Annotated in this window: 23 protein-coding genes and 1 pseudogene; 12 read left to right on the plus strand and 12 right to left on the minus strand. The window is 67.0% G+C overall.

Features of this window, described 5'->3' with window-relative positions; all coding sequences use genetic code 11:
* The first annotated feature begins 245 nt into the window (after positions 1-245).
* Together H5397_RS08955 and H5397_RS08960 are read left to right on the plus strand one after the other, a co-directional pair.
* Positions 246-536, plus strand: coding sequence for a hypothetical protein (locus H5397_RS08955; RefSeq protein ID WP_182816725.1), 291 nt, complete (start codon positions 246-248; stop codon positions 534-536).
* A gap of 120 nt (positions 537-656) precedes the next feature.
* Positions 657-1,358, plus strand: coding sequence for a helix-turn-helix domain-containing protein (locus H5397_RS08960; protein ID WP_182816727.1), 702 nt, complete (start codon positions 657-659; stop codon positions 1,356-1,358).
* A gap of 210 nt (positions 1,359-1,568) precedes the next feature.
* Here the strand turns inward: H5397_RS08960 and H5397_RS08965 are convergent, their stop codons facing one another.
* From H5397_RS08965 to H5397_RS08980, 4 genes are all read right to left on the minus strand, one after another.
* Complete coding sequence (locus H5397_RS08965; protein ID WP_182816729.1) at positions 1,569-1,946, minus strand: hypothetical protein; 378 nt, start codon at positions 1,944-1,946, stop codon at positions 1,569-1,571.
* Positions 1,947-2,009: 63 nt separating this feature from the next.
* Positions 2,010-2,741: a hypothetical protein gene (locus tag H5397_RS08970; protein WP_182816731.1), complete on the minus strand. Its 732-nt coding sequence runs from the start codon at positions 2,739-2,741 to the stop codon at positions 2,010-2,012.
* Positions 2,742-2,744: 3 nt separating this feature from the next.
* Positions 2,745-7,787, minus strand: a complete 5,043-nt coding sequence (locus H5397_RS08975; protein ID WP_182816732.1) for a DUF927 domain-containing protein — start codon at positions 7,785-7,787, stop codon at positions 2,745-2,747.
* A gap of 309 nt (positions 7,788-8,096) precedes the next feature.
* Positions 8,097-8,528, minus strand: a complete 432-nt coding sequence (locus H5397_RS08980) for a hypothetical protein (protein WP_182816734.1) — start codon at positions 8,526-8,528, stop codon at positions 8,097-8,099.
* Positions 8,529-8,778: 250 nt separating this feature from the next.
* Between H5397_RS08980 and H5397_RS18210 the strand changes: the two genes are divergently transcribed.
* Positions 8,779-10,803, plus strand: a complete 2,025-nt coding sequence (locus H5397_RS18210; RefSeq protein WP_182816736.1) for a site-specific DNA-methyltransferase — start codon at positions 8,779-8,781, stop codon at positions 10,801-10,803.
* 4 nt (positions 10,804-10,807) lie between these two features.
* Complete coding sequence (locus H5397_RS08990) at positions 10,808-13,435, plus strand: DEAD/DEAH box helicase family protein (RefSeq protein ID WP_182816738.1); 2,628 nt, start codon at positions 10,808-10,810, stop codon at positions 13,433-13,435.
* 76 nt (positions 13,436-13,511) lie between these two features.
* On the opposite strand, the gene H5397_RS08995 is transcribed toward H5397_RS08990, so the two are convergent.
* From H5397_RS08995 to H5397_RS09025, 7 genes are all read right to left on the minus strand, one after another.
* Positions 13,512-13,748: a hypothetical protein gene (locus H5397_RS08995; protein WP_182816740.1), complete on the minus strand. Its 237-nt coding sequence runs from the start codon at positions 13,746-13,748 to the stop codon at positions 13,512-13,514.
* A gap of 70 nt (positions 13,749-13,818) precedes the next feature.
* Positions 13,819-14,220 carry a hypothetical protein gene (locus H5397_RS09000; protein WP_182816742.1) on the minus strand — a complete coding sequence of 134 codons (402 nt, stop codon included), beginning with the start codon at positions 14,218-14,220 and terminating at the stop codon, positions 13,819-13,821.
* A 5-nt stretch (positions 14,221-14,225) separates the two neighbouring features.
* A complete protein-coding gene (locus tag H5397_RS09005; protein WP_182816744.1) occupies positions 14,226-14,840 on the minus strand; it encodes a hypothetical protein in 615 nt (204 codons plus the stop codon).
* A 196-nt stretch (positions 14,841-15,036) separates the two neighbouring features.
* Positions 15,037-15,981: a DUF4192 family protein gene (locus H5397_RS09010; protein ID WP_182816746.1), complete on the minus strand. Its 945-nt coding sequence runs from the start codon at positions 15,979-15,981 to the stop codon at positions 15,037-15,039.
* A gap of 191 nt (positions 15,982-16,172) precedes the next feature.
* Positions 16,173-17,048, minus strand: coding sequence for a DUF3560 domain-containing protein (locus tag H5397_RS09015; RefSeq protein WP_182816748.1), 876 nt, complete (start codon positions 17,046-17,048; stop codon positions 16,173-16,175).
* Between the two features lie 369 nt (positions 17,049-17,417).
* A complete protein-coding gene (locus tag H5397_RS09020) occupies positions 17,418-17,666 on the minus strand; it encodes a hypothetical protein (protein WP_182816750.1) in 249 nt (82 codons plus the stop codon).
* Positions 17,663-18,184 carry a hypothetical protein gene (locus tag H5397_RS09025; protein ID WP_182816751.1) on the minus strand — a complete coding sequence of 174 codons (522 nt, stop codon included), beginning with the start codon at positions 18,182-18,184 and terminating at the stop codon, positions 17,663-17,665. Before H5397_RS09025 ends, H5397_RS09020 begins: the two co-directional genes overlap by 4 nt.
* A gap of 168 nt (positions 18,185-18,352) precedes the next feature.
* On the opposite strand from H5397_RS09025, the gene H5397_RS09030 reads away from it, so the two are divergent.
* Genes H5397_RS09030 through H5397_RS09040 form a run of 3 tightly spaced genes read left to right on the plus strand, consistent with a single transcriptional unit; the run spans position 18,353 to position 19,550 of the window.
* Complete coding sequence (locus H5397_RS09030) at positions 18,353-18,889, plus strand: TetR/AcrR family transcriptional regulator (protein WP_182816753.1); 537 nt, start codon at positions 18,353-18,355, stop codon at positions 18,887-18,889.
* Entirely contained in the window at positions 18,886-19,230 is a 345-nt protein-coding gene (locus H5397_RS09035) for a multidrug efflux SMR transporter (RefSeq protein ID WP_182816755.1), read from the plus strand. The genes H5397_RS09030 and H5397_RS09035 overlap by 4 nt, the downstream gene beginning before the upstream one ends.
* Positions 19,230-19,550, plus strand: coding sequence for a multidrug efflux SMR transporter (locus H5397_RS09040; protein ID WP_182816757.1), 321 nt, complete (start codon positions 19,230-19,232; stop codon positions 19,548-19,550). Before H5397_RS09035 ends, H5397_RS09040 begins: the two co-directional genes overlap by 1 nt.
* Here H5397_RS09040 and H5397_RS09045 read toward each other — a convergent pair.
* Positions 19,540-20,479, minus strand: a pseudogene (locus tag H5397_RS09045) (IS5 family transposase). The gene H5397_RS09040 and the pseudogene H5397_RS09045 overlap by 11 nt on opposite strands.
* Positions 20,480-21,123: 644 nt before the next feature.
* On the opposite strand from H5397_RS09045, the gene H5397_RS09050 reads away from it, so the two are divergent.
* The 5 genes from H5397_RS09050 to H5397_RS09070 all read left to right on the plus strand — a co-directional run bounded on the left by H5397_RS09050 (position 21,124) and on the right by H5397_RS09070 (position 24,490).
* On the plus strand, positions 21,124-21,654 hold the full coding sequence (locus H5397_RS09050; RefSeq protein ID WP_182816759.1) for a hypothetical protein: 531 nt from the start codon (positions 21,124-21,126) through the stop codon (positions 21,652-21,654).
* On the plus strand, positions 21,654-22,010 hold the full coding sequence (locus H5397_RS09055) for a hypothetical protein (RefSeq protein ID WP_182816761.1): 357 nt from the start codon (positions 21,654-21,656) through the stop codon (positions 22,008-22,010). Before H5397_RS09050 ends, H5397_RS09055 begins: the two co-directional genes overlap by 1 nt.
* A gap of 31 nt (positions 22,011-22,041) precedes the next feature.
* Complete coding sequence (locus tag H5397_RS09060; RefSeq protein WP_182816763.1) at positions 22,042-22,410, plus strand: hypothetical protein; 369 nt, start codon at positions 22,042-22,044, stop codon at positions 22,408-22,410.
* Positions 22,411-22,765: 355 nt separating this feature from the next.
* Complete coding sequence (locus H5397_RS09065; protein ID WP_182816765.1) at positions 22,766-23,077, plus strand: hypothetical protein; 312 nt, start codon at positions 22,766-22,768, stop codon at positions 23,075-23,077.
* A gap of 237 nt (positions 23,078-23,314) precedes the next feature.
* Positions 23,315-24,490: an IS110 family transposase gene (locus H5397_RS09070; protein WP_220492148.1), complete on the plus strand. Its 1,176-nt coding sequence runs from the start codon at positions 23,315-23,317 to the stop codon at positions 24,488-24,490.
* Positions 24,491-24,492 lie beyond the last annotated feature (2 nt).

Raw genomic sequence — 24,492 nt, forward strand, 5'->3', positions numbered from 1 at the left:
CCGACGGTCCCGTGCTGCGCACGGCTACGGGCCGCTACGCGGCCCGTCTGGACGGTCACCAACGTCGCCTGCGGCGCCGCTAGGTGCCGCAGGCTAGGGGCCTGGCCCTCGCCGGCTCCTCGCGTCCCCGGCTCCCGCAGCCCCTGGTGTGCCCGTTCTGGGCATCCACACTTACGCGCTGTTTACTGTCGGAACATCCCGATACAGTGATCACTGTTAGCAACTGTTTGAAAGGAGCCGCCCCCATGGCCACCCCCTGCCCCACCTGCGTCGAGCTGACGCACGACGCCGAGCTCCCACGCCAGCCCGAGGAGCCCTTCCCCACCCGCTGGTGGCACTGCGACCGCTGCAACAACCATCTGGAGCGCTATCGCGGTGAAGCTGACGTCACCTGCCGCTGCGGGGCCAGCTACAACGCCTTCGGCCAGCGCCTGCGCGACTCCTGGCGGGAGAACCCATCGTGGAACCACCCTGAGGTTGGCCTCGACGACCTCGAGGGCTACGAACGGGCCTGCGTGGCCGCGGAGCGCTACTAGAAGCCCCCGCGCGAGCAGGGGCCGACCGGACCCCGCTCGCGCGACAGCGCCCCTCCTCGAGGTCTCCCCGGATGGGGCCTGAGGAGGGGCGGACAAAGAATCGAAGAGAAGGAGATCAGGATGATCGTGGTCAATCTGAACAAGAGCTACCCGGAGTTCGCGGCCGCCCTGGGTCAGTCAGGGAAGAAGGATCCCAACGAGATCTTGATGCGGGATCTCAGGCCGTTGGCTGCGATCACGGCCGGAGACTGGTTCCGCATCACCGATCTGAGGGCGCGGCAGTACGGCGACGTCCTTGTCGGGTGCTTCGCAGCTCAGGTGGTGTCGATCTACCACATCGTCGGGTGGGAGCAGCAGCCGGATCAGACGATTCGATTCGAGGTGAAGCCGGCGATCGAGTGGGCGGCGATGCTGGGCACTGGGCAGCCTGGAGGCCCGTGGAAGCAAGGCGAGGCGCGAGGGTCTCGGTTCGTCGACAGCGCGAGTTATCGCGAGCGCTACGAGCGCCCCACGACGAAGGGTCGGGACACGGCGTCCTGGAAGCGCCTGACGGGTGAACTGGTGCTGAGGCACCAGGGGCTGATCGAGCGCGAGCCGATTCCGGTGGAGTCGGTGGCTCATCCGGCGCACATGACCGTTGAGTGGCCCGGGATCCCGCCGATCGGATTGCAGTTCACCTCGACGGGGATCCTCGAGATTGAAGTCCCCCAAGGACTGCGGACCAGGGTGGTACACGCCAAGGACATCACGGCATCCGATCAGCAGATCGCGGCCAAGCTAGGGGTCTCGGTCAGCACGGTCCGCCGCTGGAAGCGCCGCTAGGTGACGGGTAGGGCCGGCTGCAGGGGTTCGTCGACGTGGTCGGCGTGTTCCAAGCCAGAGTCGCTGCGTACGACGCTCGCGCCGCGCTGCAGGACGTCTCCACAAGTGCTGCAGGTGCCGACACCGTCGTCCTCGACGGTCTCCAAGGTACGAACGTGTTGGGGTCGTGCTGATGCGCTCATGCCCAGAACAGGTGTGAGCGCGTGACCATCACCCCAGTTCTCGCTCGCGCTGTTTCATCTCATTCATGCGGCGGAAGTCCTGGACGTCCCACCCTTCGTCGCGCAGGGCATTGACCAGGTCGTCGTCCGGTACCCACCGCGAAGTACAGGTGATGACGACGCATGCGTGCGCTCCTTCAGGACGGAAGCTCAGCTCGGGAACGTGTTCGATGTGCTTGATTATCAGAGTCAGCTCAGAGTTCAGTAGTGCGGGGCTGAGGTAGCCGGGCAAGAAGTGGTCGTCCTTGGCGGGGGGGATAGCGAAGAACGCCCCCTTGGTGGAGAACGTGACCTCGAGGTCAGGGTCGTCGTTACCGGGGCGTGTGTAGAAGATGTGTGCGCGGATGTCGGCTTGGTACTTGGCCACCGCTTGGGGGGGGTGTTGTCATGCCATCGATCATGCACCAGGTGGGTGTCCCACTCCATCCCCTCAACTGGAGGTGTCCAGGATGTCCGTCACTTCGGCGTCGGGGGCAGCAGGGCCGAAGTAGTTGAGTTCCAGGTCGCGTGCAAGGAACTCGCTGAGGCCCTCGTCGCCGCCGTTGATCCACGCCAGCTGGGCCTCCCGCATGGCCTCGGGGCCGAACCGGCGGCTGACGACTCGGTTGCGGATGTCGTTGCTGACGCGGGAGTTGAACCGGATCTTCAACGAGGTGGTGCTGTAGGCGCGGTCGAGGGACTCGTCGCTGTTGGCCAGTCGTGTTGCGCGGACCTCGCGGCGGATCTCCTCCTGGTGGGCCTGCTTGGGGCGGGACTGGCCGGTGAGCCAGCGTCCGATCGTGCGCCCGGAGACGCCTAGGGCGCGGCCGGTGGCCTCTCGGTCGATGCCGCCCTTGGCGTTGCGGGCTGCGATGTACTCCAGCTGGCCGCGGAGGTCCCGACTGCCAGGCATGTCGGTGGGGCGCTGCTCGTGGGTGAACAGCGCCCCGATCGATGCACCGGTGTCGTGGCCGCCAACCCATGCCGGCCGGCGGCTCTCGGACCGCTCCGCGGCTTGGAGGGCGTGGAGGCCCTTGGGGCTGTGTTCGCCGGCCAGCATGCGTCGCACGGTGTCGCGGGAGACGCCCAAGCCGCGGGAGGCGCCGTGGATGCTGGCCGTGCCGTCCTCGGTGGTCTTGAACAGCGCATGGATGCGGTCGCTGATCGACGGTGAGTCGGGCATGGCTTAGGCGTCCCAGTTGGTGCCGTGGTCGGTGATGAGGCGCATCACCGAGACCGGGCGGGCGGCGTTCTGGTTGGCGGTCAAGGCGTCGAGCCAGCGGTCGATCGCGATGAAGCCCTTGGGCTTAAACTTGCCCAGCGCACGGCTGGTGAGGGAGTCCTTGTCGGTGCCGGGCCACACGTCGGCGGGGTCGGTGGAGGTGCCGAGGTACACCACGGCGTCGGTGTCGCCGATCGCGACCGGGACCGGCTGGGCCGGGTGGTTGGTGTGGAGGCGTTCGACGGCTCGCAGGGTGTTGGTGGTGTGGTAGCCGACGATCTCGGCGCGCCAGTGCGGGTAGTAGCGCTGGGCGGCTTGGAGGGGGTCGCGTCCGTTGGTCTGGGCGAGTGCTCCGATTCCGCCGGCGTACATGCCCTTGTAGGCCCGGCTGGCCACCAACGCCTGGGCGTGGGGGTCGCCTTCGTGGGCGAGGCGGTCGAGCGCGTCTCCGGCGTCGCGCATGGTTGCCTGCCACTGCTTGAGCTGGGGGCGGCTCTCGGCTTCGGGCCAGGTGTAGGCCTCGAGGATCTCCACGTCGATGTCGTGCTCGAGGAGCCAGCTCAGGCGTGCGTTGCAGGTCCATCCCGAGGTGCCCTCAGGCTGACCGGCCGGGTTGAGCGCGTCGAAGCCACGCAGCCATGGCAGGGGCTGGTCGGTGAGCGGCGCGAGCCGGTAGATGCCGGCGATCTTGCGCTCGAAGGTGGTGCCGTGCGGATGGTGGATCGGATCGCCACTGCCGAGGATCGCGTTGCCGGCCGAGGCGAGGTAGGAGCGCCGGCGGTCGAAGACGTGGGCGAACCCCGAGCCGTGCTCCTCGAGGAATGCTTCGACGGCGTCCTGGTCGAACCATTGCGGGTTGGCGCCGGCGTCGTTCAGCTCGATGTCGGGGATGGTGACCGCGGGCATGCCGTGCGTGGTGGCGTAGGCGATCGACTGCAGCCCGGTCTGGCTCGGAGTCACAGACCAGGGGAACTTCACGGTGCGGCACCACACACCCAAGCGCTGGGCGAGTTCGGCGGGGGTCGGGTCGCCCAGGAGCAGCGCGTCGTAGCGACCGTTGCCCCACGTCATGCCGGTGATCACCGCGCTCTGGTTGCCGCGGTAGAGCTTGATCCAGGGCTTCTCGACGGCCCCAGTGACGTTCCACCCTGCCGCGGTGGCAGCAGTGAAGAACTGCGTCTGGCGCATCGTGCGCAGAGCGTCCTCGGCCTCGTCGATGGACTCGATGGCGACAGACGGCAGACCGAGCTGCTCACACATCGCCGGTGCCAGCCAGACGCGAGCAGCTTCGGGGCGATGGTTGCGGTTCCCGCCCCACCCGATGCGGTTGGTGGCGGCCCACTCGACCAGGTCGCCGGCGTGGGTGATGTGTGCCGGCGGCTGGATGCGCGTGCCGTTGGTGAGCCATCCACCGTCGACGTCGAGCACCACGCTGTCGCTGACGAACCGCTCTCCTGACGGTCCCGGAGGGGTGGTGGGGGCCGGCTTGGCACTGGGCAGGGTCACCGGCTTGGTGCGATTGGCCACCGTCTCGGCGCACTCACCCATGTGCAGTGGCAGCCCGGCCAACGCCTGCCCAGCGGGCTCGGCGCACACCACGCAGGGCTTGTGCTCCGGCAGGTGGGCCCAGGTCTCGGAGGCCGGGGCACTGACCTGCTGGCGGGCACGCTCGGCCCGGGTTGAGGCCTCCCAGCAGTCGGAGTGGATTGGCAATCCGTCCACCTGCAGGCCGGAGGGCTTGCTGCAGATCGTGCACGGCTGGCTGGGGTCCAGCGGGCTGCTCCATCCCTCGTGACCACCGCGGTCGAAGAGTCGGCTCGTGGGCACGTCGGACTCCTTACGCGCGCTATGTGTGATTGCACCTGTTACACCTGTTGCACCTGTTACAGGCGTAGTCACTGGCATATTGGCACCTGTTGCAGGGAGGGGGGTTTCCTGTTGCAGGTGCTGCTCGGGGCCTGTTGCAGGAGGTGTGGGCGGCTCGGCGGTTGGATCGTCGACCATCTCGTCGGGGATGAACAGGCGGTAGCAGCGGATCATCTTGCGGGCAGAACCTCGGCCCAGCTGCAGCAAGGACTGGAAGGTCGTGCCGCGGCCCTTCTTGGCGCTGCTGGAACGCACCAAGATCTCGTCGGCCTCCAGCTGCTTGGCGGCCAGGGACAGGTTGATGCCGGCGTCTTCGCCGAACCGCGTCCAGGTCCCGGGCATGACGCACACCGAGCCGTCCCGGTCGAGGATCCCGTGGATGGTGGCCAGGATGCCGTGGCCGGGGAGGGGTTCGGCGTTGGAGTCCCCGAACGGGCGGGCCTCGGCGTTCTCGAGGTAGTCGTCGATGCGTGGCCACGCAGCGGGCATGGACACCATCGACTCCGAGATCAGGGCCAGCAGCCGCTCTGCCTCGGTCTCGGGTGCTGCCCACTCCGCAAGGTACTCGTCGATTGCGATGAGGGTGGACTGGGTCAGCTGGTCGCCGGTGCCGAGCAGGTCGTCGATCATCAGGCTGCCAGCGAGGTGGGCCAGCAGCATGCGTGCCACGTCGGCAACATCCCCCTCGGGCAGCGGCCGTAGCTCGTGGGCGGCTCGGAGGTAGTGAGATGCCTTGGCGGTGTCGATGGTCTCGGTGATCAGAAGCCCGAGGTGGCCGTAGCAGCCGTTCAGCAGGCCCCGGGGCTTGGTGGGATCGCTGTTGATCAGACGCAGGGCCTGCTCGGCGTCCGCAGTGATCGGGGCGTCCAGCTCCACCACGCGCCGCGGGATGCCCTGGTTCTCGCCGGAGTCGATGCCTTCGGTGAGGCGAGCGTTCGAGGTGGTGAACAGGATCCCGTGCCAGGGCGCCCCGATGGAGGCGCGGCCGGCGCGCAGGTCGGTGCGAGCCCGGCTGACGCCCTCGGAGACGCTGTAGATGATCTGGGCCCACTGCTGCTTGGACATCTTCGCCAAGCCGCCCTCGTCGCGGTAGATGGGCAGCATGCCCAGCTCGCCGAGCAGCTGGGGCAGGGCCATGTGAGAGAGGTTCCACGGACCGAACAGGGACCCGGCGTTGCCCTCCTCGATGGAGTTGCCCCAGATACCGGCAGCGACGCGGAGCCCTTGCGTCTTGCCGCGCTGGGCGGCGCCGGTGACCGAGAAGGTGTGGGACTTCACCCCGAGTGCGTGCACGAACGGGGCGATGGCGGAGGCACCCATCATGTGGGCGAGCTTCGGCGCGGCCGCCGTCTCGGCAACGATGGCCCGCCAGCCCTCCAGACCTTCGGTTCGCTCAACCTGAGGGTGGGTCTCGAAGTACTGGTCCGGCTTCTCGGCGGGGACGTCGATCCGGCCGGTCTCGGGGCTGAGTCGGGGGGTCGACTCGCACTCGGGGGCTTCCTTGGCGTGCACCGTGATCGCGGTCGCGACGGCTTGGATGACCTTGGGGTCATACGACAAGGCGATGCCCAGCGCGTTGGCCCACGACCCTGACCGGAGGGCGTCTGCGTTGAAGGGCACCGGAGTGTCGCCGGCGTTCATGGCCAGCATGTACGACATCGACGTGCGCTGGCCGCGGCCGTCGCGCCGGATGACCCGGGCGGTGACGTGGGGCAGTTCGGCCATCCAGATCCACTCTCCGGGGAGATCTTTGGTGCCGCGGCGGTAGCGGTAGACGCCGCGCTGCGTGTTGGCGCCGTCGTCGTAGCGCCATTCGTCGCGGTCGGTCATCTGGATCCGGTGGGCAGGCACGCGCCGGTGGCTGCTGGTGGGCAGGAGGATAACGTCGGCGTCCGGCTGCTCTTCGTTGTCCTCAGCGATGTTCAGCAGCTCGACGAGGTCGTCGTCGACGGTGGCCTCGCAGGAGCGGTAGATCTCGGCGACCGGGCCGGTGGCGTCGGCGATGATGGCGTCCAGCTCGACGATGTCGTGGGGGCGGGCGCCCACGAGTCCGGTGAGCTTCTCGCGGAGTCCGTGGAGTGCGCGCAGGTGGTCTCCGGCCTCAAGCGCCCAGCGGTGTGCCAGCCTGCGCCCCTCTGCGGCGCGCTTGGGCGCATTGTCCTGGTCGGCCAGCGATCGCTGCCAGTGAGCAGCCGACTCGCGGGCCACCTCGGCAAGATCGCGCATGCGGTGGGTCTTGTTCTTGCCTCCGCGCGCGATCGCGAGGAGTTCCAGCACCTGCAGCTGGGTGACGTCGACGAGGACGAACTGCTCCAGGTCGAAGCCCGCAGCCAGATGGTCGTAGGCGTCGGACTTGGGAGCCAAGGTGGCGGGCAGCCAGTAGGTGACGCTGGCAGCCACACCCTCCAGCAGCGGACCAACGATGAGCGCCCGACGGAAGCCGACGGCGTCGCGGTCGCACACGATGTTCACGTGGGCGTCGCGCAGATCTTCGGCATCGTCGGCGGTGAAGTTGAGGGCCCCGGAGATGTTCGTGGTCGCGGTGCCGCCAGCGGTCTGGATGGCCTTGGCGTCCTTGTGGCCCTCGGTCAGCCACACGGGCAGTTCCTGCAGGACAGCCAGATGGACCTCATGGGGGCACCACAGCGGGACCCGGAGGCCCTCCGGCTTGGTCTTCTGGGTGCCGCCGTGCCCGTCGGTGTACTCCTGGTAGAAGGTCTTGTGGGTAACGGGTGACCCGTCGGCCCCTCGGAGGACCTCCTCGAGCCGGACGCTGGCAGCGACCACCTCGCCATTGCTGTCGATGTGCTCGTAGCGGTCCGTCTCGCGCAGCTTGACCAGGACCTCGAGGGTGGGTTCTTCCGGCTGCGCGATCAGGCGCGGCAGCGGACCCAGCCGGCGCGGCTTCTCCCGCTGCTCCCGCTGGGTGCGCTGCGGCTTCGGCTTCCCCTTGTTCTCAGCGCAGAAGTCGTGGATGTAGCGGCCGTGGTCATCAGGGATGGCGCGCTTGCCGCACACCTCGCACTCGCCGAGCGGCTCGTCGTAGACGTCGTGGGGCTCCAGTCCGAGGGCCGCCGTGATGTCGGCTTCGGTGCACTGCTGGGAGAAGCAGTTGAGCAGGGTGCGGCGCGTGTCGGGCATGTACCGAAGCGACAGGCTGGGGTGGAGGTCCTTGTGGCAAGGGCAAGAAGCTGTCGCGGTGTCCCCCCGCTTCTTGACCCTCTCCAAGCGCGCCAAGATCCGGTCGAACGACCGGTCGTGGGCGGTAGAAGGCGTGCTCATGCAATGCCCCCGGCACGCCGATGTCGGCAGGGGTACTGGACCGCAACCCGATTTCGGGTACGCTGAGCGGCAGTGAAGCCGGTCACGATAGACCTCCACTTTGAGGGACTCCCCTTCCAGCCGCCAAGCATTCGGGGGGGTCCCTCAGTCATTGTCTGAGGGGTGTGCTTACGCGCTGAGCAGGTCCCTCCTCTCGACCAGGACGTCAGCGTCGTCGAAGTGGTGGCGAGCCGCCAGGCGGGCTCGGATGTAGTCACTGAGCGTGCAGCCCAACTGGCCGGCGTTGCGCACGTAGACGGTGTGGTGTTCGACAGGAACCCGGATCGTGGTTCGCTTGCCCAGTCGCGAGTTGGCTTGGACGTCGGGGAGTCGGATGTCGAAGACGGTGATCTCCGGAAGGACCTCGCGGATGTACGAAGGCACGTCGAGGTCGTGATCCCGCGCCAGCTCGGCGCAGAGGTACTCCGAGAGTGCGAGCTGGCGGAGTTCAGCCTGGCGGAGGTACTCCGCCAGGTGCTCAACTGGCAGCGCTGCGATGATCGTCTTGCGATCGCCGCGAGGCGTTCGACCAGTCTTGCGCCCTCCTGCGATGGTTGCCATGGGATATGCCTACCGCAGGCGAGATTCAGAAACCGCGAGCGACACGCCAGATTCTGAAACATCCACCGTGCGCCTCCCCATTCCGTCCGAAACTCACCCATGCTGACAACAGGTGTCTGGCTGTGACCGGAACCGCGCTCCCCTGCCCGAGTGATTGTTTGGCCAGGCACTCCATGCGGTTCCTAGACTCGCCCTCAAGGCGGTCGCAGCGGTGCGACGTGCCCGTAACCGTAGAGAGGATCTGCCTGACGTGTCACGGCTGACTGACCTGATCGCCCAGGCCAAGGCGAAGGATCCGACCCTCGGTGCGGACTTGGAAGCCGAGATCCGGGTGCTGCAGGAGCGCCGGCCGTTCGGACTGAACTTTGAGCGGCACCAGCCGGAGGCCGTCGAGCTACCGGGCAGGGCCGTCCGCAAGGGCGACAAGGTGCGCGTCCTGCCCCCGCGGGGCCAGACCCAGCGCGGGAACCAACGACTGTGGCGGGTCAACCGCATCAACTCTGTGGACGGTGAACGGATCGCTCACCTGGAGCACGCCGGCCCGGCCGACACGGTCGAGACACAGACGGTCCTCGTGGACGACGTGGTGGTCGTTGCCGAGTTCCGCGACCCCATCTACCCCGGCCTCCGGTCTACCGGCCAGGTTGAACGTGGCGGCGCGGACGAACCGTTCCACACCGTCATCAATGCCGAGAACTACCACGCACTCCAAACCCTTCTCTACACCCATCGCGGCCAGGTGGACTGCATCTACATCGACCCGCCCTATGCGACGGGCAAGGACGACTGGATCTACAACGACCGGCACGTAGACGCGGATGATCTGTACAGGCATTCGAAGTGGCTCGCGTTCATGGAACGTCGGCTTCTGTTGGCCCGTGAGCTGCTGAGGGACACAGGCGTCATCATGGTTGCGATCGGGGACGACCAGCACCACAGGTTACGAATGCTCTTGGACCAGACGTTTGATGAGAGCAACTTCATCGCGAACATTACTTGGCAAGGGAGCGGGAAGAACGACTCTCGATTCACTTCGGGCGGGGTCGACTACATGCTCATCTACGCCAACAATGCCTCGGTGCTGCGAGAGGCAAACGTGCGCTGGTCGGAACCTAAGCAAGGAGTCGAGATCCTTCGGCGGTGCGCCGCGGAGGCGTGGGCACAGGCTGAGGGAGACCCGTCCAAGGCCACGGCGGAGTTCCGACGACTTGTTCGCCCCCACCGTTCCGAACTGGAACCCGCCGTCTATCGGTACGACCAGATCGACGCGCGAGGGCGCGTTTTCCAGGCCGACAACCTGACATCCCCCAACCCGCGGGCGAACCTGAGATACACGCTGACCCACCCCATCACAGGGGGCACCATCCCATTCCCAGAGAAGGGTTGGCGCTATTCGCGGGACACGATGGACGCACTCATCGCTGACGACCGAATCCTGTTCGGGCCTGACGAAACCACCAGACCGCGATACAAGCGGCTCCTCGACGAAATGGAGTCGAGGGTGCCGTATGAGACCTTCACACTCAGCCGCATGCCCGCCTCAAACCGGCTTGCAGGGATACTTGGTGAGAAGCGATTCCCGTACCCCAAAGATCACACGGTTCTCATGCGATGGCTGGGCATTGTGGCGGGAGATGACGCGATGATCTTGGACTACTTCGGCGGATCAGGCACCACCCTGGAAGCGGTGGTCCGACTAAACGACATGGATGGGGGGAGTCGCCGGTGTGTGCTCGTCACCAACAACGAGGTCGGCGCCAAGGAGGAGCGGAGTCTCCGCAGGGCTGGCTTCCGTAAGGGCGACCCGGAGTGGGAGGCCAAAGGCGTGTACGAGTACGTCACGAAACCCAGGGTCAGCACCGTGGTGTCGGGCGTGCGGCCCGACGGGTCGACCTACGACGACACCGTGGCCGCGAACGTGGAGTTCTTTGACTTGACGTATGAGTCGCCGTGGCGGGTCGCGCGTAACCGTGACTTCGTGGTGATCGCGCCGTTGCTGTGGCTGCGCGCCGGCTCGCGGGGACGGCGGATCGACACCGTGCCGGAGCAGGGCTGGGACGTGGCCGACACATACGGGGTGCTGGTGAACCTGGACGCGGCCAAGGACTTCACCCGCGCAGTGTCAGACACCGATGGTGTGGGGTTGGTGTTCGTGGTCACCGATGATGACCGTCGGTTCCAGATGGTCGCCAAGTCGTTGCCGGAGACGGTGGAGGTGGTGCGCCTGTACGAGTCGTACCTGCGCAACTTCGAGATCAACACGGGCAGGCGGTGACAACGTGCGGTACACCCTCAAGGACTACCAACAGGACGCGGTGCGCGACATCTTGGGCAACCTGGCCGAGGCGCGGGAGATGTTCCACAACCCGAGGTTGCGGCGCACGTCCCAGTTCGCGCTGACGGCGACGACGGGTGCGGGTAAGACGGTCATGGCCGCGGCGGTGATCGAGGCGCTGTTCTACGGCCACGACGAGTTCGGGTTCGAGCCGGACCCGTCGGCGGTGGTGCTGTGGTTCTCCGACGACCCGAACCTGAACGAGCAGACCCGCTTCCGGCTGCTCGCAGCGTCCGACGAACTGAACCACTCCGACCTGCGCGTGATCGCTCATCCGTTCAGCGAGGAGAAGCTCTCCCCCGGCAAGGTCTACTTCCTGAACACCGACAAGCTCACCCGCACATCTCGACTCACCCGCGGCCACGACGCCGGCGACGAGGACAACCAGATCCCCGATCTGCGCGCGTCCGTTCGTCCGGACCTGCAGGGGTTCACGATCTGGGACACGCTTCGCAACACGATCGAAGACCCAAACCTCACCCTCTACATGGTGCTGGATGAGGCTCACAGGGGGTTCGGGACGAAGGCGTCGGCGGACAAGCCGACCATCGTGCGACGACTCGTGAACGGACACGGCGACGTGCCGCCCGTCCCGGTCGTGTGGGGCATCTCCGCAACAGTGGACCGGTTCGAGCAGGCCATGAAGGCCGCGGAGGTCGCGGAGTCCCGGCGCGGCCTGGACCGGGTGCAGGTGGACCCGGCCAGGGTGCACGCCTCCGGGCTGTTGAAGGACACGATCGTGCTCGACATCCCGGCAGAGACCGGCGTATTCGACACGGTCCTGCTGACCCGCGCCACCCGCAAGATCAAGGACTCCACGAGTGCCTGGGCCGAGTACGCCGCCACGCACGCCGACCAGACCGGAGACGGCACCAAGACCGACCCGGTCGTGCCGCTCATGGTGTTGCAGGTGCCGAACACACCCGACCCCGACATGGTGGCCCGCGCATTGGACGTCGTGTTCGACGAATGGCCTGAGCTCGGTGGGGACGAGGTCGCGCACGTCCTCGGCGACCACACCACCCAGGCGTACGGGCCCTACGCGGTCAGGTACATCTCGCCGGAACGGGTGCAGGACGACACGACCGTGCGAGTCCTCATCGCGAAGGACGGCATCTCGACCGGGTGGGACTGCCCCCGCGCGGAAGTGCTGATGTCGTTCCGGCCGGCGAAGGACGCCACCCACATCACCCAGCTCCTGGGTCGCCTCGTGCGCACTCCACTGGCGATGCGCATCGAGGGCAACGAGGTCCTCAACAGCGTGGAGTGCATCCTGCCGTTCTTCGACCGGAAGACCGCCACCCAAGTCGTGCAGATCCTCACCGGCGAGCTCGACGGGTTCCCCGACCCGACCGGCCGGCGCGTCCTGATCCGCCCCGAGACCATGACCCCCAACCCGGACGTGCCAGAAGCTGTGTGGGATGCGCTCGTCGAACTCCCATCCCAATCGCTGCCACGCAAGGGCGCCAAGCCGGTGAAGCGGCTTACCGCCCTCGCGCACGCCCTGGCCGTCGACGGACTCAAACCCGACGCCGGCGCGGCCGCCCACCAGGAGATGCACGCCGTCCTGAACGGTGCCGCGGCACGACACAAGGACAAGCTCGACACCGCCGTCGCGGAGATCTGGACCGTGCACGGCGAGGAAGTCGCCGGACGCTACGGGCAGACCGGGGTTTCGTTGGACAGGTTCACCGAGGTCGCCGACGACAGGGCGATCCGGGACGCATTCCGACAGGCGGGCCGGGTGTTCTCACCTGACCTGGCCGGCACGTACGTGGACGCCCTCGCCGGACCGGACGACGACCAGGACGATGACGGCCTACGGGATGCGTACGTGACCGTTGCGGCTCTCGCGCTCATCCCCGAGGTCGGCGACGACCTGGACCGGGAAGCGGCCAAGCTCACCACGAAGTGGTTCGACGAGTACCGCGTCGCGATCAAGGACCTCACCCCAGAACGGCAGGCCGTCTACAACGACATCCGCGCCATGGCCGTCGACCCGCAACGCATGGACCTCACCCGGCCCAAGAACGCGCTCGTGGAGACCTCCTACCCCCCGAAGAGCGCAGACGAAGAACCAATCCCCATGCCGTCCCGAAGCCAGCACCTCCTCGCAGACGCCCAGGGCCAGTACCCAGTCGGAACACTCAATGACCTGGAGCTGGAAGTGCTCGACAAGGAGCTGAGCCGCCCAGGCGTCACTGCGTGGTACCGCAACCCCTCGCGGTCTGCACAGGACTCCCTCGGGATCGCGTACAAGGACGCTCGAGGGACGTGGAAGACGATGCGCCCCGACTTCGTCTTCTTCGACCAAGCCGGCCTGGACCAGACGGTCAGGGCCTCAATCGTTGACCCCCACGGCCACCACCTGTCGGATGCCCTGGTCAAACTGCATGGCCTGGCAGCGTTCGCAGCTGAGTACGGCGACGAGTTCCACCGCATCGAAGCCGTCGCCAAGGTGGGTGTCGCCACCCGCGTACTCGACATGAAGAGCGAAGTCGTGAGAACCGCGGTCTTCAACGCCTCCGATGCCCAGACCCTCTACGTCTCACACGTGGCAGGCACCTACTAAGTCAGGCCGCTACCTCACACCGGATGGGGTGTTGCCAGGCTCATCCTCGTGTGGTGGGAGGGCGAGCCGGACGGGGTCAGCCCGGGGTCTCGGGCCTCGGGGGGATGAGCAGGATCTGGTTGTCGTTGACGTAGATCGCCAGCTCGTCGGTGGTCGGGGCGTTGGTGTCGATGTCGATCACGAGTCGCTGGCGGGGGTTGCCGTCGGAGTCGAGGGCTCGGTAGGCGGTGACCTGGGCTGCTGCCAGGGTGAGGGTTGCGTAGTGCTGGTCTGCGTCGCCAGGTCGGATGCTGGCGGTGATGTTGTCGGGCATTCGGTGCTCCTTCTCGCTCGTGGCGGGCCGGTGGGGCGACCTTGGGGCCGCCCCACCGGCGGGGGTTGGGTCACCACCAGTGGTAGTTCGTGGCTTCCGGGAGGGTGACAGGTCGGCAGCACGCCTGGCACATGTCGGTCAGGGTCTCCGGGTCGGGGGTGCCTTCGCCGACGTGGAAGTCGAGGGCACCGTCTGGGGTGGCGATCCGGTAGGGCCGCCAGCGGGTCTCGTGGTCCACCAGGTAGTAGCCGTCTTCCTCCCGGCTGGTGGCTTGGCAGTGGGGGCAGGTGAGCAGGATGCCGTCGTCGTCGAATGAGACCGTCACGGGCGGATGGTCGGCGTCTTGGACTCGGCCGGGGATGAGTTGGTAGATCGCCCACAGCTGCTGGGGGGTCATCTGGTCCAGCAAGCGGGCGACCGTGTCGTAGTCGGCGGCCTCGTAGAACAGGTCGATGGTCTGGGGTTCGGTCATGGCCGTCACTCCCCCGGCTGGAAGCCGGTGATGTATCGCGCGCCGGGCGGGTTGTTGAACGCTGCGGCGATGAGGCGCGCTGCGGCCGGTGATGCGCCCGCGAGGGCTTCATCGCGCGCAGCCTCCCAGTCGGCCACGTCCCAGCCCGCGCCTGCGTCGATGCACACCACTGACGCCTCGGGGGCGGGGTAACCGTCCAGGAGCACGGACACGTCGTCGCTGGCGTCGGGATCCCGAACCACGATCACCTCCACGGGCGGGGCCGGTGCTTCGGTTTGCCCGATCGTCAGTTCGTACTGGGTGGTGTAGCGGCGGTCCCTGGTGCGAAACGTGATGCCAGCGACCGAGTCGGCCAAGGCTTGGTAGAGGCACGACGCCTCGCCTTGGTCGAGGTCGGACGGCTCGGGCAGCGCGTTTCCGGCGGCGTCCTCAACTTCGACGAGGGTCAACCAGTCGCCTTGGTCGCTGTCTTCCAGCACGAGCACAGCCGCGCCAGGGACAAGGGCTCGGGCGCGCTCGGCCAGCAGGTGTGCTGCGGCGTTCATGTGCCCGGCCAAGGCACGGTCATGGACAGCACCCCATTGGCGGCACAGCTCGTCCAGGCGTTCGAGATCAGTCATCGTTCTACCCCTTCTCGGGTTCAGCGGGAGGGGGCTTGAGGTCCCTCCCAGGTACCTCCCACGGTACGGGGTCCGACTGACACTTCACCCGCTTCAACCACCACCCCACTACGGATGGGGTTTGCCGGCTTCGCCCTGGCGCAGCGGTGCCCGCGCCCCGGCGCGAGGCCGGGGCGCGGGCGTCACGGTGGGTGTGTCAGGGCATCCCTTGGGTGGGGCTGATCCCGGCGGCGGCGAGGGTGAGCATCAGGAAGGCCATGGGCTCCATCGGCTGGCGGGTACGCCGGAGCCGGTCCTCGGTGACGTTGAGCAGCGCGCCCATCCCGTTGGCGTAGGCGGTGACCGCGAGGCAGTTCAGGACGGGGGCGGCCTCGGCGTCGGTCAGGCAGGCGGCCAGTTCGGTCAGGCGCTCGATGCGGGAGGCGTCGGCGACCAGCCGGTCGCGCATGCCCTCCACGCAGGGCGTGGGAACGGGGTCGGCGAGCATGATGCGGTCGAACAGCATCGGATCGCTGAGGGCGTGCACGGCGTCGGCCACGTCGTCGTCGCTCATGGCCGACACCGGCTCGGTCAGGAGCCGCTCCCACAAGGTGGCGGCGTTCGGCGCGACCGGCGTGCCCTGCGTGCGTCGGAGGGCCACCAGCGCCGAGATGGAGTCCGCACGCGGCCCGGGTTCGATGCTGCGCTCCACGTCATCGCGGCGGCGGGCGTGTCCGGTCCCGGCCATGGTGAGGATGTCCGACGCGGACGGGGCCGGGTACACCGTCGGGTCCCCGGCGACCGTGAAGACGGCGCTGCCGTCGATCTGGCTGCCCGTCACGGTGATGTTGAGCATCACCGGAATGTGGTCACCCATCAGGTGCATGGCAATGGAGTCACCGACGGCGTCCTCGTCGGTGGTGGTGGTGCAGTAGCGAACCAGCAGCACGGACTCAGGGCGCGCGCGAACCACGGCATCGGCCATGGCCGCGCACTGCTGCTCGGCCACGTCCTCGGGCATGGCGAGATCGAGGCGGCCCGCCATGGCCACGTAGCCGCCGTTGATCGCGGCCACCACCACGGCGTCCTCGGGCACGAAGTCGAACATCGCAGGGATGACACGGAGCAGGTCGAAGGGGCCACTCGCGCGGAAGACAGACATAACGGGGTTCCTCCTCAAGGAGTCAGCGGGAGGGGGATGAAGCCCTCCACTAGGGATGACACCCAATCTAGTGGAGGTGGCCGACACTTTTCGGGGTTCGCTTCACCACCCCACTCCGGATGGGGTGTGGGGTGGTGAAGGCTGGGGTTCCCGCCCTCTCAAGGGAGAGCGGGAACCCCAGCCTCAAGTGGTCAGTCGCGCGGGCTGGAGTTGGGTGTGGCCCGGTGCCCGGAGAGCTTGTGGTAGGCGACCCGGCGTGGCCCGAAGTCCCCGCGCAGCGTCACCGACTTGGCGGAGGCCCGTTCGACGACGTACCAGGCTCGGCCGCACTGGACGATGTCGCCGGCCTTGATCGTGTGGGACCCGAAGTCGCCGGCGGTGCCGTCGGCGAGCTGCTGGCTGCGGATGCCCTGCCAGTAGGCGAGCTGCTCGGCCAACTCGCTGACCTGGCTGGCCCGGCCGGCGCGCTCCGCTCGGCGCAGGTCCGCGGTCAGGCTCTGGATACGGTTCCCGACTGTCGTGACGCTGTAGCGGGCGCCGGTGTGCGCTGCAGCAGCATCGGCGGCGCGGTGGGCGACCTCGGCGTCGTGGGCGAGCTGGAACGACTTGTCGTAGATCGACGAGATCCGATCACGGGTGCGCCGATCGCGGCCGGCCGAATAGTGATCGGCCAGGATCGGCTGGCCGAAGGGGATGTGGGAGGCCATCTCCCGTGCCCTGGCGTAGGTCGCGTCCGCCTGGTCGTCTAGGCGGCTCGCCTTGGCGGCCAGCTCCTGGGCGCGGTCGGCTGCTCGGGTGATCTTGTCGGCCTCCACCTCGGCCGTGGTGCGGGGGGTGGCGTCGATGCTCACCTCCACGGCGAACCCGTCGGCGCGCAGCGCCTGCGCGGTCCTCTCGATCAGGGAGACGTTGGGAGCGGTGTCCCGCGATCGGGGCGCGAACCAACAGCCGATGGATCGGCCCCAGCGCCATCCCAGCCCCTTCAAGATCGGGGCTGAACCGTCCCCGCGGGAGGTCCCCTCCACCAGCGTGCCCGTGGCCGCCGTGTGCTCAATCGTCACGTTCATCGTTCGTTGACCCTTCCGGTCTCAGCGGGCGGGGGATGAGACCCACCCAGGTGCCAACCACGCTAGCTGCCCCCACCGACAAAGACCGACCGCGACTGAAGCCCTCGTGCACAGGAGGAGAGAAGCCGTCACAACGGGCGGCTCTCTAAGGAGGTTTGAACGTGAAAGTTCAGCAGCGCCGGGATGACCGGTGGTGGAAGCGCCCCGAGTGGGTCGAGGTGTGGGTGAAGGCCGCTGTGGCGGTCGCCCGGTTGGTCGTGGACCTGTACCTGGGCTGACGCTGGCGGGCTGGCGGCCCAGGGTTCCGACGGCAACTACCCACCCCCGGGAGACTTCGTCGGAGCTGGGCCACCAGCCCGTGGGCTCACGCTACTGGGAGGGTCCTAGCTCGCTGAGGCTTTCTGGTCTCAGGACCTCGGCGCGGCTGTTGTCGATGTCCCCGTGCCGGTAGAGGCGGTCAGACAAACTCGTGCTGGCCCATAGGTGCTCGATGAGTTCGTCATCGGCCAGGGCGGCCACTTGGTCGATCGACAGGCCGGTGTCCTCGGCGATCTCGGCCAGGTCGAAGGTCCTCTGGTAGGTCAGGGTTTCGGTGACCCTTACCGTCACGCTGTTCACGCGGTGGCCTCCGCCCACTCGATGAGGTCGGCCGGCTCGTCGATGGCGAGCGGCAGCAGCTGGCGGGCGACGTCGCGGACGAGGGTGTCCAGGGTGCGCGCTGTGGCACGGTGCGCATCGTCTTCTGCGCGGAGGGCGGCGTGTGCCTCGGGGCGGGTGTCGCCGTACCCGTTGGGGCTGATCCCGCGGCGGGCCTCCCAGTGGCGGCGCTCTTCGACGCGACAGGCGTCTAGATGCTCACGGAGGCGAGCGATAAGGCTGTCGGGTTGTGCGGCAACGTGACTGCGGAGCTCGGCCCATGTGATCCGGTGTGGCCACTTCCGGATGTCCATCTCGGGGCCGTGTTCCTCGCCAGTAAGCGCCCACGCGATGCCGTTCGTGCAGGTCTGCCAGGCCATCTTGGCGCTGTAAGAACCGGCCCAAGACAGCTTGGCTGAGGCAGGGTCGGCGAACGTTCGCGCTGTGTTCAGGAGTCCGTAGTGATCGGCCAGAAACCGTTGCTGTTCGGCGGTCAGCATGGGTCAGTCCTCGATGTGGGCCGGCGCGGGCGGGCACTGCTCGATCCATGGCTCGGCCAGGACGGTCCGGCGTAGGTGGTCGCCTAGGAGGTGTTGCGAAACTCTCCAGAGTTGTAGCGCGCGTGTGCCACACGTGCAACTGTACCAACCGGTTGGTATAGTAGCTGCATGACCAACTCACGCGACGTGGTGATCGAGCGTTCGCTCGACCTCATCCGGGCCGGAGGCACCGTCTCGCTCGCATCAGCGGCACGGGCCAGCGGTTTGACCAAACCGGGAGTGATCTACCACTTCCCAACGAAGCACGCCCTGATGTGCGGACTCGTCGATGCCGTAGCTGACGACTGGCTCCACGGCATGGCGGCGCGGCTGCCCACAGCACCCGAGTCCGTATCAGTCAGCGAACGGGTCGCCGCGTACTTGGATGAGTGCCTCGACCGGGAAGCCGACCCCTCGGACATCGTGATGCTCAGCGATCCGCGACTTCGCGACGAGCTCACGGCTCGATGGGCGGAACGTCTTCACGCATGGTTCAGTGGATTCGAGGCCTTGCCGGCAGCACAGCGCGGGCACCTGAGCGCAGTCCGGCTCATGGCCGACGGCATCTGGTTCGCCAAGGCCACCGGCATCAACCCGCCCACACTCGAAGAGCGCCCGGCCATTCGCGCCGCGGCGCAAGAACTCCTCGCGAAAGTCGAAGCATGAAGAAGTGGTTGTTCCTCGTCGGCGCCATCCTCAGTGAATCGGCCGGCTCATTGTCGCTGAAGGCCGCACTCGGCCACCCCGCCTGGTACCTGCTCGTCATCGCCGGATTCCTTGCAGCATTCGTGTTCCTCGCTCTCGTGCTTCGCGAAGGGATCGCGCTGGGCGTCGCATACGGGATCTGGGGAGCATCAGGCGTCGCCTTGACCGCCGTGCTGTCAGCACTCATCTTCGGAGAAGCGCTCACACCCCTCATGCTCGTCGGGATCGTGCTCATCATCCTGGGCGTACTCACCATCGAACTCGGCGCTCAACGAGCCGCCACGAAACGAGAGACGAATTGATGGCCTGGCTCTTCCTCATCGGCGCGATCGCATTCGAGGTCGCCGCAACGCTCGCTCTACGCATGGCCACCCACGGTAAGAAGATGTGGTTCGTCGCCGTCGCCGTCGGCTACCTCGCCGCCTTCGGGTTCTTGTCCCTGACCCTGGATGCCGGCATCGGCCTCGGTGTCGCCTACGGCGTCTGGGCGGCCTCGGGCGTTGCACTGACCGCACTACTGAGCAAACTGCTCTTCAAAGAACCTTTCACCTGGATCATGGGCGCCGGCGTGGCACTCGTCGTCGGTGGCGTGCTTCTCGTCGAGCTGGGAGTCACGCACTGACTACTGAAAGCAACCGTTCGCTCGGAGGATGCGGCAGAGTTCGGACCCAGTGGAGAGCGGAAGCGAGGCAGAGCGCGGAGTGGTAGTTGCGGGCGGTCTTGTCGGAGCGCATCGCGATCCCTCGCCACTGCTTGAGCTTGTTGAAGGAGCGCTCTACGACGTTGCGGCCGCGGTAGCGCTGCCGCTGCTCAGGGCCGAACTCGATCGGCCGACCGGGTCGCTTGCGACGGTGAGCGATCTGGTCGGCCCGCTCGGGGATCGTCGCGGCGATACCGCGTTCACGTAGCCACGCCCGGTTCGCCTTGGACGGGTAGCCCTTGTCGGCGATGACCCGGTCCGGGCGGGTCCGTGGCCTGCCGAAGGCGCCGGGGACGCGGATCTGATCGAGCGTCTCGGCCAGCATCGACGTGTCGGCAACTTGACCGCCGGTGATGACGAACCCGAGCGGTCGTCCCTTGCCGTCGCAGACCAGATGCGTCTTGCTCGTGAGCCCGCCGCGGGAACGGCCGATCGCATGGTCAGGAGGCTCGGGGCCGAATTTCTTGTAGTTCGCTTTCGCCCCCTGTGGTGCGCGGAAGGGTCGCGCCGTGCTGATGGACGCGCACGATCGTGGAGTCGATCGAGGCCACCCAGTCCAAGTCCTCGTTCGCCAGCGCGAGTGACTGGACGCGCTCGAGCACGCCCGCCCAGACGCCGGCCTTGGACCAACGGTCGAAGTTCTTGTAGATGGTGTTCCAGTTCCCGAACCGCTCCGGCGTATCCCGCCACGGCGCACCGGTCCGAAAGTGCCAAGCGGTCGCTTCCACGACCAGGCGGCGATCCACCGGAGGACGCCCGGTCTCCGCCGCGGCCGGGAACACTGGACCGATCACGGCCCACACCCCATCCGAGATCACATCGCGAGACACGTCATCAAGGATCGCCGACAAGCACCCTACGAGTTTGGCAACACGTCCTAGTTCGCCTGCGGAGAAGCGATCCACGGCATGCCGCAAGCTCGCGGTATCCACCCAGTCCGACCCGAGATGCCAGGGCAGCACATGGGTGCCCAACGCCGGCGCGAACCGGTGGATCGCCCCCATCGTCGTGGTGGTGCCGTGCTCGACCAGGGTGAACGCCGTCGAGAACCCCCAGCAGGCGAGCTTGTCGGTGATGGCCTCGGTCAGGCCCATCCCGTCACCGTCCGACCCGCGAACGGTCGTCACCATCAGGTACTCCCCCACCAGCTCCTGGGTGTGCTCGCTCGAGTGCTCCTCGCCCCACCCATCGAGCAGGGAGCCCAGCCGTGCGACCAGGTCCGGGTGGACGCCGGCGTCCAACATCAGGGTGTAGCGGCACAGATTCACGATCGTTCCTTCCGTCAGGACTCAGCAGGAGGGGCTACCTCCCAGATGCAGCACACGGTAGAGCCCCGGTCCGACACTTCTGCATCAGAACAGGTCCCCCTGCGTGACCCAACCCACCCAGGATGGGGTCTGTTTGGGCGGGGGTGGAGCCCTAGCGTGGAGGCGTTCCACCCCCCTCCCAAAGCGGTGAGCCTCAATCCCTCACCCAGCGAACGAAAGGCAGCGTCGTGACGACCTCCACCACTCCGGACCGCTTCACCCTCGGCTACCGGTCGGCCGAGCAGTTCTACGGACGGGGCGCCCGGTATGCCCTCGACGAGATCCTCGCCGAGCTCGCGCGGTTCCGAACCGCCTTCCCGAAGCTTCCCGCGCAGGTCGAGCCCTACATCGACCGGATCGAGCGCTTGGCCCGGCAGGACGACCAGCTCCGCGGCGACGCACGCGACCATGGCGCCGTCCCCGCGCCGGCCGATACCCAGCCGGAAGGCCTCGCGTCGATCCGGGCGGCGCTGGAGGCCAACAGCGCCAACTTGTTCGACGCGCTGGCGGCCACCATCGCCTTCCTCGGGGCGCAGCCCGAGTGGAGCATGGACATCAACTTCGACACCACCGAGTGGGTCGCTTCCCTGCCAGCCCGCTACGGGCTGCCGTCGGCATCGGGCCAGACCCCCGAAGCGTTGTCCTTCTACCGGGCCGCAGCCCTCGACGCCGGCTACACCTCCGACGAGTTCGGCCTCGACGAGGAGGCGGACGCCTGATGCTCATCATCAACCCCGCTACGCTGCGACACCTGCACGAGACGGTCCACCGCCTCGCCCGCGGCCTGTGGTTCGCCTACTCGGGCGAGCTGGTCCAAGACGGCACCACCATCGACTCCGACAACCCAGACGCATGGCTGGAGGACGCCGCCAGACTGCTGCTCGGCGGCCAGCTGGACCACGTCACCAACCTCGACGGCGCCGAAGCACTCCACGCACTCAGGACCATCGACGACTGTCCGGGCGGGACGAAAGTGAGAGCGTTCCTGCGCTGGTCGGCGCGATTCTGCGAGCGACGGCGCCCTTGGAAAGTGAGAGTGCCGCGCGCTGACGGCGGCAGATGCGGGCGTTCATAGCTGGCGCCTGCCGGTCTCGTACGGTTTAGTCATGTTCAACGAGTCCTGGCCATGGAAGCGTGACCTTGCTAGTGCTGCTGAGCGTATCGACGGGGCCCGGCTCGGCTTATCAGACACCCTTGACCAAGAGGCCACTAGCGGCGACGGCTTGGATCTGTACGACGCCGAGACGGAAGCGCTCTACCGGCTTGAGCGAGACGTTATGAGCGCGGCCTTTGCCGTTCGACGGCTCATCGGGATGCCCTCCAAGGTGACCAAGGCAACGAGGGAGGCCAAAGCGACGGTGATCCGTTACCCACTGCGCCCCGGCGCCAAAGCGCCGGACATCTGGGATGCCCTTGGGGACCTCGAGATGTATCAGATGGGTGCACCCTTCTGCCACCGTTGTCGCCGCGAATGAGTTCTGTAACCTGTTCGTCCACAGTCTGATTCTGCGCTTTGCGTGGACCCTCGAAGGCATGCCCTTCAGCGATTGGTGGGCACGTAGACGAGAGTGACCCTCGCGCCGAGATGACGCCCACGGAACTTGCTGGGTGGCTCGTCGCTTCCGATAAATCCAGCGGACAACACCTGACCCTGGTCCCACTCTCCGAGTTCGTTCGAGTCATGCGCGTCTTCGCCAGTGATGAGGTTACGCAGCTGCGGAGCTACCGGGATCGTCGTGGTCGTATGCACTTCACAGCGATGTGATGCTGGGCACGGTCGGCGGCCAAGAGCGGGCGTTCGGAAACCCATGGTGTGGAAGAATCTGTAGCGTGACGTACTCGACCTACAAGCGATGGATCCTGAACTCTGGCATCTCTACCCATGAAGTCGGCGCCTTCGTTCGGCAGGAGATCACCCCTCACTACGCGCGCCTCAGCCCAGCCGTTGTGCTACACCTCGAAGCCGTGGATGGCGATCCCAGCGTCTTGGCGATTCAGCGCTGGCCCGACCGGCGAACCTTCGATGCGGCCTTCTCTGACCCGTCCTTCCAAACCTGGTGGAAAGAGTACGAACCCATCCTGCACCGCTGGGATGCCCTCGTTTCGTTCGACGCCGAGTGGTCGACCGAAACCATTATCTGATTGCGGCTACTAGTTTCATTGACCTCAGATCGGGCCTTGGCCGAGGCTCGGTTCAGGTGTCCGGGGTGGTCGCTCTCGTTCGCGGCTGTCCTGGCGGGCTGGTGGCCTGTGACTCTCAATTGGCGTGCGCTGCCCCGGGCACCGATCCGGGGCGGGAGAGGCTGAAGAAGGGAATGCTCTGCCAGTAGTAGCGGTGCCCTCCCGGCTCCCCATCCGTGCGAGCGAAGGAGGATTACCGTGGAGAAGCAACCGCGAGTTGTGATCGGGATGGACCCTCATAAGCGGTCGGTGACCGTCGAGGTGATGACCGCCGATGAGCACATCGTCGGGCATGGCAGGTTCGGCACCGACGTGGCTGGGTTCGCCCAGCTGGTCGACTTCGCCGCCCAGTGGCCGGGCCGGGTGTGGGCGATCGAGGGCTGTGCCGGGATCGGCCGCCACGTCGCCCAACGCTTGTTGGCCGCCGGGGAGCCGGTGGTCGATGTGCCGGCGAAGCTGTCAGCCCGGATGCGGATGTTCGCCACCGGCCAAGGCCGCAAGACCGACGACACCGACGCCCACTCGATCGCCCTGGTCGGGGTCCGGATCAGTGGCCTCCGACCGGTCGTCTCCGATGAGAAGTTGGAGATGCTGCGGCTGCTGGTCGACCGCCGCCGCCGGATCGGTGAGGACCACACCAGGATGATCTGCCAGCTCCACAGCCTGCTGTTGGAGCTTGTCGCGGGCGGAGCGAAGCGGAACTTGTCCGCCGCCCAGGCCCGAAAGATCCTCGCTGGCGTGCGACCCACTGATGAGGTTGGGAAGCTCCGCAAGCGGGTCGCGCTCGAGCTCGTCTCGGATCTTGAGCGGGTCTACCTGCGCAAGAAGCAGGCCAACAAGGAACTCGTGGCGTTGCTGAAAACCACCGACACCGGGCTGCTCGACCTGCACGGCATCGGACCCACCGGTGCCGCGAAGCTGCTCGTCGAGGTCGGCGACATCACCCGTTTCCCCGACCGGGGACACTTCGCGTCCTGGACCGGCACCGCCCCGATCGACGTGTCTTCGGGCGACCGGCAACACCACCGGCTGTCCCGCGGCGGCAACCGACAGATCAACCGGGTCCTCCACATCATGGCCGTCGTCCAACTCCGCAACCCCACCGAAGGCCGCGCCTACTACGACCGCAAAGTCGCCGGCGGCAAGTCCCCCAACGAAGCCATGCGGTGCCTGAAACGACGCCTCTCCGACATCGTCTATCGGGCCATGCTCGACGACTACGTCACAGCCAAGGCGACAGGCCCGGGAGGACACCGGGGAGCGTCACTTCAATCCAGCGCGGCCGGCTCACATCCCCACACCGACACTTCGGATCAGTCACTTCCCGGACCCGTCACCACCAAGCCTACGACCACCCTCCCCAAGGCGTCTTGACA

It is taken from the genome of Propioniciclava sp. MC1683, assembly GCF_014164675.1.
Lineage (GTDB): Bacteria > Actinomycetota > Actinomycetes > Propionibacteriales > Propionibacteriaceae > Propioniciclava.

Bases quoted from the DNA above. Each gene is read 5' to 3' on its own strand.
- H5397_RS08955 (WP_182816725.1), top strand. From the start codon at position 246: ATGGCCACCCCCTGCCCCACCTGCGTCGAGCTGACGCACGACGCCGAG.
- H5397_RS08960 (WP_182816727.1), top strand. From the start codon at position 657: ATGATCGTGGTCAATCTGAACAAGAGCTACCCGGAGTTCGCGGCCGCC.
- H5397_RS08970 (WP_182816731.1), bottom strand. From the start codon at position 2,741: ATGCCCGACTCACCGTCGATCAGCGACCGCATCCATGCGCTGTTCAAG.
- H5397_RS08975 (WP_182816732.1), bottom strand. From the start codon at position 7,787: ATGCCCGACACGCGCCGCACCCTGCTCAACTGCTTCTCCCAGCAGTGC.
- H5397_RS08980 (WP_182816734.1), bottom strand. From the start codon at position 8,528: ATGGCAACCATCGCAGGAGGGCGCAAGACTGGTCGAACGCCTCGCGGC.
- H5397_RS08995 (WP_182816740.1), bottom strand. From the start codon at position 13,748: ATGCCCGACAACATCACCGCCAGCATCCGACCTGGCGACGCAGACCAG.
- H5397_RS09000 (WP_182816742.1), bottom strand. From the start codon at position 14,220: ATGACCGAACCCCAGACCATCGACCTGTTCTACGAGGCCGCCGACTAC.
- H5397_RS09005 (WP_182816744.1), bottom strand. From the start codon at position 14,840: ATGACTGATCTCGAACGCCTGGACGAGCTGTGCCGCCAATGGGGTGCT.
- H5397_RS09010 (WP_182816746.1), bottom strand. From the start codon at position 15,981: ATGTCTGTCTTCCGCGCGAGTGGCCCCTTCGACCTGCTCCGTGTCATC.
- H5397_RS09015 (WP_182816748.1), bottom strand. From the start codon at position 17,048: ATGAACGTGACGATTGAGCACACGGCGGCCACGGGCACGCTGGTGGAG.
- H5397_RS09025 (WP_182816751.1), bottom strand. From the start codon at position 18,184: ATGCTGACCGCCGAACAGCAACGGTTTCTGGCCGATCACTACGGACTC.
- H5397_RS09030 (WP_182816753.1), top strand. From the start codon at position 18,353: ATGACCAACTCACGCGACGTGGTGATCGAGCGTTCGCTCGACCTCATC.
- H5397_RS09035 (WP_182816755.1), top strand. From the start codon at position 18,886: ATGAAGAAGTGGTTGTTCCTCGTCGGCGCCATCCTCAGTGAATCGGCC.
- H5397_RS09040 (WP_182816757.1), top strand. From the start codon at position 19,230: ATGGCCTGGCTCTTCCTCATCGGCGCGATCGCATTCGAGGTCGCCGCA.
- H5397_RS09055 (WP_182816761.1), top strand. From the start codon at position 21,654: ATGCTCATCATCAACCCCGCTACGCTGCGACACCTGCACGAGACGGTC.
- H5397_RS09060 (WP_182816763.1), top strand. From the start codon at position 22,042: ATGTTCAACGAGTCCTGGCCATGGAAGCGTGACCTTGCTAGTGCTGCT.